This window comes from Arsenicicoccus sp. UBA6765, assembly GCF_002453335.1.
Lineage (GTDB): Bacteria > Actinomycetota > Actinomycetes > Actinomycetales > Dermatophilaceae > Arsenicicoccus > Arsenicicoccus bolidensis.
On the sequence record NZ_DKGR01000014.1, the window covers coordinates 3,273 to 16,799 of the forward strand.

The window sequence follows — 13,527 nt, forward strand, 5'->3', positions numbered from 1 at the left end:
CCGGCCTTCGTTCGCCAGGCTGATGGACCTACCGCCGGTAGAGGCATCGACCGGCCTTCGTCCGCCAGGCTGATGGACCTGCCGCCGGTAGGTCCAAGGAGGCGACGACAGATGCAGGCAGCCAGGGGGAGAGAGCGATGAGCTGGACGACCAGGATCGCGAGCGTCGGCAGGGTGGGCGGTCTCGACAGCGCCGCCAGCATCGACATCGGGTTCCTCGTCCTCGGGGTGGCCCCGCTCCTGCTCGTCGCCGTCGTGCTCGTATGGTTTCGGCGGCGCCGCCGCGACGAAATGTTCGTCGGCGTGACACCCGGCGAGCTGCCGGCGACCGGGGACGGCATACGGACCCGACGGCTCGCAGGCCCGGGAGAGTGGCGCGGCCCGGTCGCCGTGAGGTTCGCCCCGCCCGACGACGTCACGCCCGGCATCGCGGGGACGGTCGTGGACGGGCGCGCCGACCAGGTCGACATCAGCGCCACGATCATCGACCTCGCCGTCCGCGGCCACCTCACCATCACGGCCGTCCACCCGCAGGGCGCCACCCGGGCAGCCAGCCCGACGGCCACCCCGCCCGGCACGGACGAGCCCTCGACCGCCGTCGACTGGGAGCTGACCCGCGCCCCCTCGCCATCCGGCCGGCTGCGCCCGTTCGAGGCCGAGCTGCTCGGCGAGCTCTTCGCGAGCGGCCCCGTGGTGCGGCTGTCGGCGCTCAAGGGGTCCTTCGGGATGACCTTGCGGCGGGCGCAGATCGGGCTCTACCGCGAGGTCGTCGATCGCGGGTGGTACGCCAAGCACCCCCAGGACCGCAACAAGCGCCTCTGGTGGCTGGGCATCCCCATGCTCCTGCTCGGCCTGCTGGTGCTCGGGGTGATGCTGATCGACCTGGTGACGGTGCGGCGGTTCGGGCCGCTCGAGGTCGTGCCCGGGCTGGGGCTCGTGGCGTCGGCGGCGCTGCTGCTGTGGGGCGGTCGTGGGCGCACGCCCCGCACGGCGGCAGGCACGGCGGTGCGGGTGCAGACCCTCGGCTTCCGCGAGTACCTCACCACCGCCGAGGCCGACCAGATCCGCTTCGAGGAGGCGCGGGACGTCTTCTCGCGCTATTTGCCCTACGCGATCGTGTTCGGCTGCGCCGAGCGGTGGTCGCGGATCTTCGGCGAGGTGGCGGCGCGGGCGCACCTCGCAGGGGTGGCCGACGTGGCGTTCGACCTCGACTGGATCCACGGCGTGGGGCTGCTCGCCGACGTGTCGCACCTGGGGCTCGACGTCGTGCGGGTCGTCGACGCGTTCGACGGGCCGGGGCTGGTCGACGTCGGCGCCGGGCTTGGCGGCCTCGGTGACCTCGACCTGGTCGACACCCTGTCCAACGGCCTCGGCGAGCTCGCCTCGGGGGTGGGGGAGTTCGTGTCCTCCGCGGGCGACCTCGTGGACGGGTTGGACGGGTGCGGCGACGGGTGCGACCTCGGTGGGTGCGACTTCTGAGCCGTATGCCGGACCGGGCGCGACGTCATACGGGCGAACCAGGATCCGCCCGGGTTGGTCACATCGGCCTGGCGTGCGAACCCAGGTCGATGTGACTACCTGAGGGAGGTCACTCGACGACGACGATCAGGTCCCCGCCCTCGACGGCCTGCGTCGCCCCGATCGCGAGCCGCGACACCCGACCGGCGACCGGCGTGGTGATGGCGGCCTCCATCTTCATCGCCTCGATCGTGGCGACCTGCGCGCCGGCCGCGACCTCGTCGCCCTCGCCGACCGCCAGGGTCACGACCCCCGCGAACGGCGCCGGCACGTGCCCCGGACGGGTCGTGTCGGCACGCTCGGCGGCCGCGACGTTGGACTTCACGGACTCGTCGCGCACCTCGATCGTGCGCATCTGGCCGTTGATGGTGACCATGACGTTGCGCATGCCGCGGGCGTCCGCGTCGCCGATCGCCGTGAGGCCGAGGAGCAGGGTCTTGCCCTTGTCCATCTGCACCTCGTGCTCCTCGCCGACCGCCAGGCCGTGCAGGAACTCGCGCGTGTTGAGCACCGACAGGTCGCTGAACGTGTCGCGTGCCGCCACGAACTCCTTGGTGGGCCCGGGGAAGAGCAGGCGGTTGAGCGTCATCCGAGGCTCGTCGGCGAGGGCCTGCTCGTCCTCGCCGGACAGCTCGGTCTCGACGGGCTTGGTCCGCCGGCCCTCGAGGGCCTTGGTGCGGAACGGCTCGGGCCAGCCGCCGGGCGGGGTGCCGAGGTCGCCGTTGAGGAAGCCGATGACCGAGTCGGGTATGTCGAACTTCTGCGGGTCCGCCTCGAACGCCGCCGGGTCCGCGCCCGCACCCACGAGCGCGAGCGCGAGGTCGCCCACGACCTTGGACGACGGGGTGACCTTGACGATGTTGCCGAGGATCCCGTTGGCGGCGGCGTACATGTCCTCGATGGCCTCGAACCGGTCGCCGAGCCCGAGCGCGATCGCCTGCTGGCGCAGGTTGGACAGCTGCCCGCCGGGGATCTCGTGGGTGTAGACGCGACCGGTCGGGCCGGCGAGCCCAGATTCGAACGGACCGTAGAGCCGGCGGATGGCCTCCCAGTAGGGCTCGAGGTCCATGACGGCGTCGAGGTCGAGCCCGGTGGCCCGGTCGGTGCCGTCGGTGGCCGCGACCAGCGCGGACATCGAGACCTGGGAGGTGGTGCCGGCCATCGAGGCCGCCGCCACGTCCACCGCGTCGACGCCGGCGTCGATCGCCGCGACGAGCGTGGCGAGCTGACCGCCGGCGGTGTCGTGGGTGTGCAGGTGCACCGGCAGGTCGAAGCGCTCGCGCAGCGCCCGCACGAGCTGGGCGGCGGCCGGCGCGCGCAGCAGACCCGCCATGTCCTTGATCGCCAGCACGTGGGCGCCGGCCTCGACCAGCTGCTCGGCGAGGCGCAGGTAGTAGTCGAGGGTGTAGAGCTGCTCGCCCGGCGAGAGCATGTTGCCGGTGTAGCAGAGCGCGGCCTCGGCGACGGCGTGGTCGGTCTCGCGCACGGCCTCGATCGCGGGGCGCATCTGGTCGACGTTGTTGAGGGCGTCGAAGATGCGGAACACGTCGACGCCCGTGCGGGCCGCCTCGGCCACGAAGGCGTTGGTCACCGACAGCGGGTAGGGGGTGTAGCCCACCGTGTTGCGCCCGCGCAGCAGCATCTGGATGGGGAGGTTGGGCATCGCCTCGTGCAGCTTGGCCAGCCGCTCCCAGGGGTCCTCGAGCAGGAAGCGCAGCGCCACGTCGTAGGTCGCGCCGCCCCACGCCTCCACCGAGAGCAGCTGCGGCAGCATGTGCGCGACGTAGGGCCCGACGTGCAGCATGTCCCGCGTCCGGACGCGGGTCGCGAGCAGCGACTGGTGGGCGTCGCGGAAGGTCGTGTCGGTGACGGCGACGGAGGTGCGCTCGCGCAGGGCTCGGGCCCAGCCCTCGGGGCCGAGGTCGAGCAGCTGCTGGCGCGAGCCGGCGGGCGGCTCGGCGCGCAGCACGTCCTCGGGCAGGTGCGGGAGCTTCTCGCGGGCGGAGCGCTCGGTGCGCTGGGGGCCGTGGGGCTGGTTGACGGTGATGCCCGCGAGGTAGGTCAGCAGCTTGGTGCCGCGGTCGGCGGGCATGCGGTTGTCGAACAGCGAGGGCCGCTCCTCGATAAAGCTCGTCGTGATGCGCCCCGCGATGAAGTCGGGGTCGCTGATGAGCGACTCGAGGAAGGTGATGTTGGTGGAGATGCCGCGGATGCGGAACTCCTGCAGCGCCCGCTGGGCCCGCTGCACGGCGGTCGCGAAGTCGCGCCCGCGACAGGTGAGCTTGACCAGCATGGAGTCGAAGTGCGCGCCCACCTCGGCGCCGTCGAACACCGTGCCGCCGTCGAGGCGGACGCCCGCGCCGCCGGGGGAGCGGTAGACCATGATGCGGCCGGTGTCGGGGCGGAAGCCGTTGGACGGGTCCTCGGTCGTGATGCGGCACTGCAGCGCCGCGCCGCGCAGCCGGACCGAGTCCTGGGCGAGGCCCAGCTCGGCGAGCGTCTCGCCGGCGGCGATACGCAGCTGGCTGGACACGAGGTCGACGTCGGTGACCTCCTCGGTGACGGTGTGCTCGACCTGGATGCGGGGGTTCATCTCGATGAAGACGTAGCGCCCGTCCGGTCCGAGGAGGAACTCGACGGTCCCGGCGTTGACGTAGCCGATCTGGCGCGCGAACCGCACCGCGTCCGCGCACATCCGGTCCCGCAGCTCGGGGTCGAGGTTGGGGGCGGGGGCGACCTCGACGACCTTCTGGTGGCGACGCTGCACCGAGCAGTCCCGCTCGAACAGGTGGATCGTCTCGCCGGTCGCGTCGGCCAGGATCTGCACCTCGATGTGGCGCGGGGAGACGACGGCCTCCTCGAGGTACATCCGGTCGTCGCCGAACGCGCTGCCCGCCTCGCGCTGCGCCTCCACGATCGCGGCCTCGAGCGCGTCGGGGGAGTCGACCTTGCGCATGCCGCGTCCGCCGCCGCCGCTCACGGCCTTAACGAACAGCGGGAACCCGATCTCCTCGGAGGCCGCCACGAGGGTGGCGACGTCGTTGCTGGGCTCGCTGTCGTGCAGGATCGGCAGCCCGGCCTCCTCGGCGGCCTTGATGGCGCGGGCCTTGTTGCCGGTGAGCTCGAGCACGGTGTGCGCGGGCCCGACGAACGTGATGCCCTCCTCCTCGCAGCGCTGAGCGAGGTCGGGGTTCTCCGACAGGAAGCCGTAGCCGGGGTAGATCGCGTCGGCTCCAGCCTCCTTGGCCGCCTTGACGATGCCCTTGACGTCGAGGTAGGCCCGGACCGGGTGCCCTTCCTCGCCGATCTGGTAGGCCTCGTCGGCCTTGAGGCGGTACTCCGCCTTGCGGTCCTCGTAGGGGAACACGGCCACGGTCGTGATGCCGAGCTCGGTGGCGGCGCGGAACGCCCGGACGGCGATCTCACCACGGTTGGCGACGAGGACCTTGCGGAACATGGGGTGCTCCCTCGGGGAGTGGCTGGACAGGCAGCCGGCCGGGCGGGCCGGCCGACTCTGCGGCCAGCCTAGGGAGCGGGGGTCGGCCCGTCCTGGTCAGTCCGTATGACGGGAGCGATTGCCCGTCGTGCGCTGCGGCGACGGGCGACGGGCGACGCGCGATGGCCGGGGACAGGAGGGGCATCGCCCGACGCGCGGGCGATGCCACTCCGTGACGCACCCGCCTACCAGGTGTGGGCGACGTCCACCACCAGGCGTTGCCTGGTCGCGTCCTTGACGACGAACGCCCGCATGGGCAGCCGCGCCCGGGTCCCCACGCCGAAGGTGGTCTGCCCCTCGAAGGATCCGCCGAAGGCGATCTGGCGGAAGGTGCTGAAGCCGGAGACGCGGACGGCCTCGAGGCGGTTGGCCGGCCGATAGGTCGGGCGCCCCTCGGGGGTGTAGGCGGGCGCCTGCACCGTGACGACGAGGTCCGCTGCCCCCCGCAGCGGGATCGTGTCGCCCTTGGCGATGTCCGTGAACCGGGACCGGTAGCCGACGTGGTAGCCGACGGTGCGGGTCGAGGCCGGTCCGAGGTCGACGACCAGGCGGTCGAAGCAGGCGTGCCGGCCGGCCCGGGCGCCGAGGACGCGGACGTCGGCGGTGCTGGTGGAGGCCTCGTCCAGCGACCCCCACGTCGTGGCGCAGGCCGAGCGGGTGGTGGGTGCCGCGGTCGCGGGACCGGTGGTGAGGACGGCCAGGCTGGTGGCCGCCGTCAGGACGGCAGCCGCGGCTGCCGCACCCGACGTCAGGTGATGGGTGGTTCTCATGTCTACGTCCCCCATGGATGCAGGTCGCCCGCCGCGAGGTCGCGGGCACGGGCGGCGCCGGCCGGGGCGTTGCGCCGACCGACGGCGAGGGAGGCCGGGGCGTGCTGCCGGGCCTCGGGTGGCGCCAGGGCAGGCAAGCCGGTGTGGCCGGGGGAGACGAGGCGTCGGTCTCGGCCGCCGAGGCGGCCGGTGGGTTGCAGGCACCCGTCGCGTGGCGACGAGTCTACTCCAGGATAGGTCCCAGGGCGTCTCAGGGGAAGGCCTGCAGCCGGTAGGTTCGGGTGGTGACGATCGACGCCGACCGCTACCTCGCCGGGAGCCCGGACCGGGTCGAGCTGCAGCGACGCACCGTGCGGACGCTGGCCGTCACCAACGCCGTCGGCGGGGTCGGCGTCACGACCGGGATCACGGTCGCCTCGCTGCTGGCCGCGGACGTCTCCGGGCGCGAGGAGCTCGCCGGCCTCAGCCAGACCGCGCAGGTGGCGGGGACCGCGGTGGCGGCATACCTGCTGTCCCGCGTGATGACCCGGCGGGGCCGTCGGGTCGGGCTGTCGATCGGCTATCTCGTGGGCGCCACCGGTGCGCTGCTGTGCGTGCTGGCCGGGGTGATCCGCAGCTTCCCGCTCCTGCTGGTGGCGGCGGCGCTGTTCGGCGCAGCCAGCGCGTCCAACTCCCAGTCTCGCTTTGCGGCAACGGATCTGGCCAGCGACCAGCATCGCGGTCGGGACCTGTCGACGGTCGTGTGGGCCACCACGATCGGTGCGGTGCTCGGCCCCAACCTGGCCGACGTCGGCGGGACGCTCGCGACGCGGCTGGGCCTGCCGGCGCTCACCGGAGCGTTCCTGATCACGGCGGTGGCGCTGGGCGTCACCATCGGGCTGCTCTCCCTGTGGCTGCGCCCCGACCCGCTCGCCGTGGCCCGCGCGGTCGCCGACCACGAGGAGCGCGCCGCGGCGGCGGCCGGGGCGACGCGGGTGGAGGTGCCCTCGGCCTGGCGCGTCGTGCGGACCCACCACACGGTCGGCGCGTGCGTCGTGGCGATCGCCCTCGCCCACACGGTCATGGTGTCGGTGATGATCATGACGCCGATCCACATGCGCCACGGCGACGCCAGCATCCGGCTCATCGGGCTGACGATCAGCGGCCACATCCTCGGCATGTACGCCTTCTCCCCGCTCGTCGGCCGCCTCGTGGACCGCTGGGGCGGCTGGCGGGTCGTGCTCGCCGGTGCGGTGATCGAGGGCGCGTCGATCGTGGCTGCCGCCACCACCCACGAAGGCGCGTCCTGGCTGCTCTCGGCCGCGTTGTTCGGGCTCGGTCTCGGCTGGTCGTTCGCCCTGATCGGGGCGTCCTCCGCGCTCGTGGGTGCCACCCCGCTCGGCGCCCGGGCGCCGGTCCAGGGGCTCGCCGACCTGGTCATGGGGCTGACCGCCGCCGTGGGCGGCGCCCTGGCCGGGGTGATCGTCGGCTGGCTGGGCTATCCCGCGCTCGCGCTGTCCTGCCTGCCCGCCGCCGCGGTCGTGGGTGGGTGCGGGCTGCTCGTGCGGCGGGCCGCGCGATAGGTTCGTCATGGAGCCATAGCAGGTCATCGCCGATCCCCGTTGTCAGCAGGAGAGTTCGTATGCCGGAAGAAGCCCCGACCACCGCCACGCCGCGCCCCGGGCACACCGACGAGCTCCTCTACGAGCGCCGTGGGGCGCTGGGCCGGATCCTGCTCAACCGGCCCCGGGCCATCAACTCCCTCACGACCCCGATGGTGGAGTCGCTGCTGGCACAGCTGCAGGACTGGGCCGGGGACGACGAGGTCGCCAGCGTCAGCATCGAGGGCGTCGGGCCCAAGGGCCTGTGCGCCGGCGGCGACATGCGCGCCGCGCGCGAGGCGACCCTCGAGGGACGCGACGACGCCGTCGTGTTCTGGGACCACGAGTACCAGGTCAACGCCGCCATCGCGACCTACCCCAAGCCCTACGTCGCGTTCATGGACGGCATCGTGATGGGCGGGGGAGTCGGCGTCTCCGCGCACGGCTCGCTGCGCCTCGCCACCGAGCGCACGCGCCTGGCCATGCCCGAGACCGCGATCGGCTTCTTCCCCGACGTCGCCGGCTGCTGGTGGCTCGCCAAGGCGCCGGGCGAGCTGGGCCCCTACCTCGCCATGAGCGGAGCGTCCATGACCGGGGCGGACGCTGTGGCAACGGGATTCGCGGACGCGCTGATCCCCTCCGACGAGATCCCCTCTCTGCTCAACAGACTCGCGGACGGGGAGCGGCTCGACCCGTCCGTCGGTGACACCGACCCGACGAGTCCCCTTGTCGCGCAACGCGGCTGGATCGACGAGTGCTTCGCCGGCGATGACCCAGCGGTGATCCTGGGGCGGCTCGAGGCGCATGGCAGCGAGGAGGCCAGGCAGTGCGCCTCCGACATACGGACCAAGTCCCCGCTGTCCGTCGCCGTCGCGCTGGAGGCCGTGCGCCGGGCCGCCCGCATGCGCAGCATCAAGGAGGTGCTGCAGCAGGACCGCGTCCTCGGCCGGCACTTCTGGGAGCGGTCGGACATGCCGGAGGGGGTGCGCGTCGTGCTCGTCGACAAGGGCAAGGGGGCGCCGCCGCGGTGGCTGTGGGACCGCGTCGAGGACGTGCCGCACGACGTCGTGCAGGGCATGTTCGTCCGCTGAGGGCGCTAGGGTGACCACGTGATCCGGACGGTATAGAGGCGCCAGCACCACCCACCCTCGTCGGTGGGTGGATCGCCGTGCCCTCTGCCCTGGCCGCACCGCGGCCCCACCCATCGGAGTCACCCATGTCCGGCACCGCCGTTGCCGGGAGCTATCGCACCCTCCTCGCTGATCCCGTCGTCGCGCGCACCTTCGTGCTCGCCCTGGTCGGTCGACTCGGGTATGCCGTGCTCCCGCTCACCTTCTTGTTCACCGTCCGCCAGTCCACCGACAGCTTCGCCACCGCGGCCGCCGCCATGGCGGTCTTCGGCTCGACGACCCTCGTCATGCCGGTGCAGGCCCGCCTCGCCGACCGGCACGGCCAGCGCGTCGTGCTCACCTGCGTCGCAGCGGGATTCGTGCTCGTCCTCGGCGCCGCGGCGCTCGTCGCCCGCGGGTCTGGGGGCGCCCCTGCGGCAGCGTGGCTGGCGATCTCGGTCCTGCTCGGCCTCACGGCGCCGGCCCTCGGGCCCTCGATGCGGGCGCAGTGGCGCTGGTTCGTGCCCGAGGGGCCGGCGCGGGTCAAGGCCTACTCGCTCGACGCCGTCTGCGAGGAGACGCTCTATCTCGTCGGCCCCGTCGTCGCCGCCGCCGTGCTCGCCCGCGGACCCGCCTGGCACGGGCTCGTGCTCGTGGCCGGGCTCATCGTGGTCGGGGCGGCCGGCCTCGTGAGCTCCCCGGCCGCGACCGTCACCGCGGCCCCGGCGGATCCGGACGATCCGAAAATCTTTGCCGGGCAAGGCAACTCACCCGGACCCACCGACGCAACCGGACCCACCGACGCAACCGGACCCACCGACGCAACCGGACCCACCGACGCAACCGGACCCACCGACGCAACCGGACGCAACGACGCACCGGCGTCTGGAGGCTCCGCGGCGCCAGGACGGCGGGGTTCACCCCTCGGGCTCGCCGGGATGCGGCGGCTGCTCGCCCTCATGGCGGGCTTCGGGTGCGCGAGCGCGTTGATGTACACCGGGGTCGCCGCCCGCGCCGACGCCGCCGGGCATCCGGGCTGGGCGGGCTACGTCGAGGCAGTGGTAGGCGCCGCCTCCGTGACCGGCGGCCTCGCGTGGGGCGCCCGACGGCACCGGCGTGCCTGGCCGGCGCAGCTCGCGGGAACCCTTGGCCTGCTGGGGATCTCGCTGTGCGTGGCGTCGGCGATGACGTCGTGGTGGCTGCTTGGCGTCGTCCTCGTCGGGGCGGGCCTGGCAGTGTCGCCGAGCTACACCGTGGCCTTCGTGGCGGCCGACGCGGAGACGCCCCCGCACCTGCGCACCGAGGCGAGCACGTGGGTGAGCACCATCACCAACCTCGGCTCGTCCGGCGGCACCGCCCTGGCCGGCGTGGTGGTCGGGGCCTGGGGCGCGGGTGCGCCACTCGCCGTGGCCGGAGTCGTGGCCCTGGTGGCTGCCGCAGCGGCCGGCAGCCTGGCCGCGACCCCCTCCCGCAGCTAGCCCACGCGACAAGAGTGCTGTCTGCCCGCACCTTTGTGCGCTCGCAGCTCACGAACTGTCGGTTTCCAGCCCGGAATCCGTGCGTTCGTGAGCTGCGAGCGCACGAACCTCCGCCTCAGCGCGGGATCGGGTCAGCCGATGGCGGTGACGGGGCCGGTGCCGACGTCGTGGCCGCGGTACATGCCGGGGGAGTTGAACGCCAGCACCACCTCACCCGCCGGGGTCACCGCGATCAGCCCGCCGTCGGCGCCACGCGCACCCACGAGCTCGTCGATGGTCTCGCGCACCGCCGTCGCGAGGTCCTGGCCACCCCAGCGCAGCCGCGCGTGGATCTCGTGCGCCACCGCTCCGCGGACGAACAGCTCGCCCTGACCCGTGCACGACACCGCGACCGTCGCGTCGTCCGCCCAGGTCCCGCACCCCACGAGCGGGGTGTCGCCGACCCGGCCGGGGAGCTGCGCGGTGATCCCGCCCGTCGAGGTCGCGGCCGCGACCCGCCCCGACCGGTCCCGCGCGACCGCACCGACCGTTCCGTGCTTGTACTCCAGGAAGGACGACGTCTCCTCCAGCATGCGGCGACGGGCCTCGGTGACGTAGTAGTCCGGCGACACCACCTCGAGACCCCACTGCTCCAGCAACGCGGCAGCGGGGGCTGCCATCAGCACGTGGTCGGTCTGCTCCATGACGGCGCGCGCGGCCATGACGGGGTTGCGGGGGCCGTTCGCGCAGGTCACGGCCCCGGAGCGGGAGTCTCCGGTCATCACGCAGGCGTCGAGCTCGGCGGTGCCCTCGACCGTCAGGGCGGCACCACGACCGGCGTTGAAGCACTCGCTGTCCTCCAGCACCCGCACGCTGGCGCACACCGCGTCAAGCGCAGCCCCGCCCTCGTCGAGCACGGCGCGGCCTGCGGCGACGGCGGCGGACAGCGCAGCCGTCGCGGCCGCGGCCTGCTCGGGCGACAGTGAGGCGGGGTCGACGCCCGCCCCGCCGTGGATCGCGACGGCCGGGCCCTCGCCGGCCGGCAGGTGGGTGAGCTGGACAGGAGGCTGCGGCGTCATACGGCCATTGTCGTATGACGACCCCGCCGCCATGCTCCTGGACGGGGCACTGGCCGGGACCGGACGTCGGGGCGGGCGAGTCTTGTTACGTTCGTTTAGTTGTCCATCTGGCTCAGCAACGGGGTGAGCAGCGCGCGCGGAAGGCCCACGAGGGCAACCATCTACTCCCGCCTCGACACGCAGACCGAGGAGCTCCGCACCCGCCTGGGGGGTCTGCCGACACCACACGAGTCCGAGTGCGTCTGGTCCGACATCTGGCATCTCGAGGCCCACCACTCCACGGCGCTCGAGGGAAACCTCGAGGCGACCCACGCAGCGACGGACAGTGGCTCTCCACGAGCAGAGCCGTGGAGCAGTACATGGAGTCCCGACCCCGCTCGGGCTGACGCGGGAATCGCGGTGGAGCGCCGCGCGTTGCGACAGGTAGACTCCACGTCTGACCTGGGCCCCGTGCGCAGGTCGTTGATTGACAAGTCCACAGCGTGACGTGCCCGCCCCTCACCGGGACCCCCTTGGGGGTGATCGGTTTCGACGTTGGTCGATCTGTCAGGGGAAGCGGGCCGAGGATGCTGAGTTATCTCGTTAACGCCCTCAGCAAACCAATAGGTGCCAATTCCAAGCGCACCGACTTCGCCCTCGCCGCCTGAGCGAGTCCGAAGTCTGTCAGCCTAGGTGTGATCTCGGCCTAGGGTCTGGCATCAGCTAGAGATCTTGCTGCACGCCGGTGTCGGGACGGCGTGCGGGACTCCTTCTCGACTGGGCCTGTCAGGGGACGTGTGCGTGCGAGCCCTGAGGCCGAGAAAATCCTTAGCGCACTGCGCCCGGAGAAGCCCTGGTGCGTCGTCAGCGGACGCGGGTTCGATTCCCGCCACCTCCACCAGATCGGGCACGTCACGCCGTGGACCTGCAGCACAAGGCCCCCTCGCCTCCACCAGGAGACCGAGGGGGCCTTGTCGTCATACGGGCTCGTATGCCGGAAGGGCTCAGACGGAGGGGATGTCCGCGGGGCCGCTGCCGGGGGTGGCGCTCTGACCGGCGGCACCGGGCTGACCCGGCTGCTGGGCGAGCTGCGCCTCGGCTGCGGCGACCTGCTGGGCGTACTCCCGCTTGACCGTCTCCATGTCGAGCGACTTGATCTGGGTGATCAGGTCCTCGAGGGCGTTGGCCGGCAGGGCGCCGGGCTGCATCAGCAGCGGCACGCCCTCGCGGAAGGCCATGATCGTGGGGATCGAGGTGATCTGGAGCATCGCGGCGAGGCCCTGCTGCGCCTCGGTGTCGATCTTGCCGAAGACGACGTCCTCGTGCTTGTCCGAGGAGGCCTCGAAGACCGGGGCGAACTGCTTGCAGGGGCCGCACCAGTCGGCCCAGAAGTCGTAGAGGACGATGTCGTTGTCCTGGATGGTCGACTCGAAGGTCGCTTCCGTGATCTGACGGGTGCTCATGGGCCGTGCAACGAGCGACGTCCGGCGAGCATTCCCCGGACGGGCGCCGAGATCACTAGCCTGGCGCCCCATGGACCGCCCTCGTCGCACCCGAGCCGTGCTGCTGATCGCCTTCGCGCTGGCGGTGGTGGTGCAGCTGGTCGGCCTCTACTGGCCCAGCCCGCCGGCGGCCGTGGCGGCGCTCGCGGGGTGGGACAAGGTCACGCACGCGCTGATGTTCGGCCTGCCGGTGCTCGCCGGCCTGGCTGGCGGCCTGTCGCGGGTGCCTCTGGTGCTGGTCAGCGTCGCGCACGCGCCCGTCTCGGAGTGGCTGCAGGGGTCCGTCCTGCCCCACCGCTCCGCGGACTGGCGCGACGTGCTGGCCGACCTGGCGGGCATCGTCGTCGCGGTGGCCCTGTGGTCGGTCATCGGCGGACAGGACCGGGCGCGGTCGGGCGCACGGTCGGGCACCTGATAGACTGGCGTCAGCAGTCTCGCTTGTGCGGCTCGCGTCGACCGGTCCTCGGACCACCACGACGTGGCCGTGGCGCACCGTCCGGATGGACAGGGCCCCAGCTAGGTCTGGGCAAGCCACAGGGGTGACCGACCCCCGAGATTTTCTTGGCCGCTCAGCAGGAGCGGCCCACGAGAAGCGAGACGCAGCCGGCGGCAGCACGTCGACCGGCCCGACCGGGCTCCCAGCAGCGGAGCCTGAGGCTCGCCTTCATCGTTGCCCTCGCCAGGTGGCTCGAAGCGTGCCTATCGACCACCCAGCTAGGAAGCTCATGTCCCCTCAGTCCTCTGCCGGCGCGCCCAAGAAGGCCCGTTGGAGCACCTCCAAGAAGCTCGAGGCCCGTCGTGGCCCGAGCAAGCCCCACCGCGGCCAGGGCCCCACCGGCGGCCACGACGAGCGTCGCCCCTACAACCGCGACGAGCGGTCGTATGCCGAGCGTGGCCCCCGCAGCGAGTCCCGCGACGAGCGCGGCCCCCATCGCGAGTTCAACCGTGACGAGCGCCCGCAGCGTCGTGAGTTCAACCGTGACGAGCGCCCGCAGCGTGGTGGCTTCGACCGCGGCGAGCGTCGTCCGTTCGACCGCG

General features: G+C 72.7%; 9 protein-coding genes, 1 other RNA gene and 1 pseudogene. 7 read left to right on the top strand and 4 right to left on the bottom strand.

Annotation, left to right across the window (positions count from 1 at the left end; all coding sequences use genetic code 11):
* Window positions 1-137 precede the first annotated feature (137 nt).
* Window positions 138-1,478 carry a DUF2207 domain-containing protein gene (locus B4K29_RS02740; protein ID WP_286957161.1) on the top strand — a complete coding sequence of 447 codons (1,341 nt, stop codon included), beginning with the start codon at window positions 138-140 and terminating at the stop codon, window positions 1,476-1,478.
* Between the two features lie 109 nt (window positions 1,479-1,587).
* On the opposite strand, the gene B4K29_RS02745 is transcribed toward B4K29_RS02740, so the two are convergent.
* Together B4K29_RS02745 and B4K29_RS02750 are read right to left on the bottom strand one after the other, a co-directional pair.
* A complete protein-coding gene (locus tag B4K29_RS02745) occupies window positions 1,588-4,974 on the bottom strand; it encodes a pyruvate carboxylase (protein WP_029212909.1) in 3,387 nt (1,128 codons plus the stop codon).
* Window positions 4,975-5,198: 224 nt separating this feature from the next.
* On the bottom strand, window positions 5,199-5,783 hold the full coding sequence (locus B4K29_RS02750; RefSeq protein ID WP_029212910.1) for an AMIN-like domain-containing (lipo)protein: 585 nt from the start codon (window positions 5,781-5,783) through the stop codon (window positions 5,199-5,201).
* A 284-nt stretch (window positions 5,784-6,067) separates the two neighbouring features.
* Here B4K29_RS02750 and B4K29_RS02755 point away from each other — a divergent pair, with 284 nt between their 5' ends.
* The 3 genes from B4K29_RS02755 to B4K29_RS02765 all read left to right on the top strand — a co-directional run bounded on the left by B4K29_RS02755 (window position 6,068) and on the right by B4K29_RS02765 (window position 9,950).
* A complete protein-coding gene (locus tag B4K29_RS02755) occupies window positions 6,068-7,345 on the top strand; it encodes an MFS transporter (RefSeq protein ID WP_029212912.1) in 1,278 nt (425 codons plus the stop codon).
* Window positions 7,346-7,404: 59 nt separating this feature from the next.
* Entirely contained in the window at window positions 7,405-8,454 is a 1,050-nt protein-coding gene (locus B4K29_RS02760) for a 3-hydroxyisobutyryl-CoA hydrolase (protein ID WP_286966332.1), read from the top strand.
* 125 nt (window positions 8,455-8,579) lie between these two features.
* Entirely contained in the window at window positions 8,580-9,950 is a 1,371-nt protein-coding gene (locus B4K29_RS02765; RefSeq protein WP_286966333.1) for an MFS transporter, read from the top strand.
* 131 nt (window positions 9,951-10,081) lie between these two features.
* Here B4K29_RS02765 and B4K29_RS02770 read toward each other — a convergent pair whose 3' ends face one another.
* Window positions 10,082-11,008 (bottom strand): isoaspartyl peptidase/L-asparaginase family protein, encoded by a 927-nt coding sequence (locus B4K29_RS02770; protein WP_286958463.1) that lies wholly within the window; start codon window positions 11,006-11,008, stop codon window positions 10,082-10,084.
* 514 nt (window positions 11,009-11,522) lie between these two features.
* Here B4K29_RS02770 and ssrA point away from each other — a divergent pair.
* Window positions 11,523-11,888, top strand: a transfer-messenger RNA (tmRNA) gene (gene ssrA / locus B4K29_RS02775).
* A 103-nt stretch (window positions 11,889-11,991) separates the two neighbouring features.
* Here ssrA and trxA read toward each other — a convergent pair.
* Window positions 11,992-12,450 carry a thioredoxin gene (gene trxA / locus B4K29_RS02780; protein ID WP_286966334.1) on the bottom strand — a complete coding sequence of 153 codons (459 nt, stop codon included), beginning with the start codon at window positions 12,448-12,450 and terminating at the stop codon, window positions 11,992-11,994.
* Between the two features lie 70 nt (window positions 12,451-12,520).
* Here trxA and B4K29_RS02785 point away from each other — a divergent pair, with 70 nt between their 5' ends.
* Both B4K29_RS02785 and B4K29_RS02790 read left to right on the top strand, forming a co-directional pair.
* Window positions 12,521-12,904 carry a VanZ family protein gene (locus B4K29_RS02785; RefSeq protein WP_286966336.1) on the top strand — a complete coding sequence of 128 codons (384 nt, stop codon included), beginning with the start codon at window positions 12,521-12,523 and terminating at the stop codon, window positions 12,902-12,904.
* A gap of 310 nt (window positions 12,905-13,214) precedes the next feature.
* A pseudogene (locus B4K29_RS02790) lies at window positions 13,215-13,527 on the top strand (DEAD/DEAH box helicase); the annotation flags it as partial.

What these genes read in the sequence shown, in the direction of transcription:
- B4K29_RS02785 (WP_286966336.1), top strand. Translation starts at nt 12,521, where the DNA reads ATGGACCGCCCTCGTCGCACCCGAGCCGTGCTGCTGATCGCCTTCGCG.
- trxA (WP_286966334.1), bottom strand. Translation starts at nt 12,450, where the DNA reads ATGAGCACCCGTCAGATCACGGAAGCGACCTTCGAGTCGACCATCCAG.
- B4K29_RS02750 (WP_029212910.1), bottom strand. Translation starts at nt 5,783, where the DNA reads ATGAGAACCACCCATCACCTGACGTCGGGTGCGGCAGCCGCGGCTGCC.
- B4K29_RS02740 (WP_286957161.1), top strand. Translation starts at nt 138, where the DNA reads ATGAGCTGGACGACCAGGATCGCGAGCGTCGGCAGGGTGGGCGGTCTC.
- B4K29_RS02745 (WP_029212909.1), bottom strand. Translation starts at nt 4,974, where the DNA reads ATGTTCCGCAAGGTCCTCGTCGCCAACCGTGGTGAGATCGCCGTCCGG.
- B4K29_RS02760 (WP_286966332.1), top strand. Translation starts at nt 7,405, where the DNA reads ATGCCGGAAGAAGCCCCGACCACCGCCACGCCGCGCCCCGGGCACACC.
- B4K29_RS02765 (WP_286966333.1), top strand. Translation starts at nt 8,580, where the DNA reads ATGTCCGGCACCGCCGTTGCCGGGAGCTATCGCACCCTCCTCGCTGAT.
- B4K29_RS02770 (WP_286958463.1), bottom strand. Translation starts at nt 11,008, where the DNA reads ATGACGCCGCAGCCTCCTGTCCAGCTCACCCACCTGCCGGCCGGCGAG.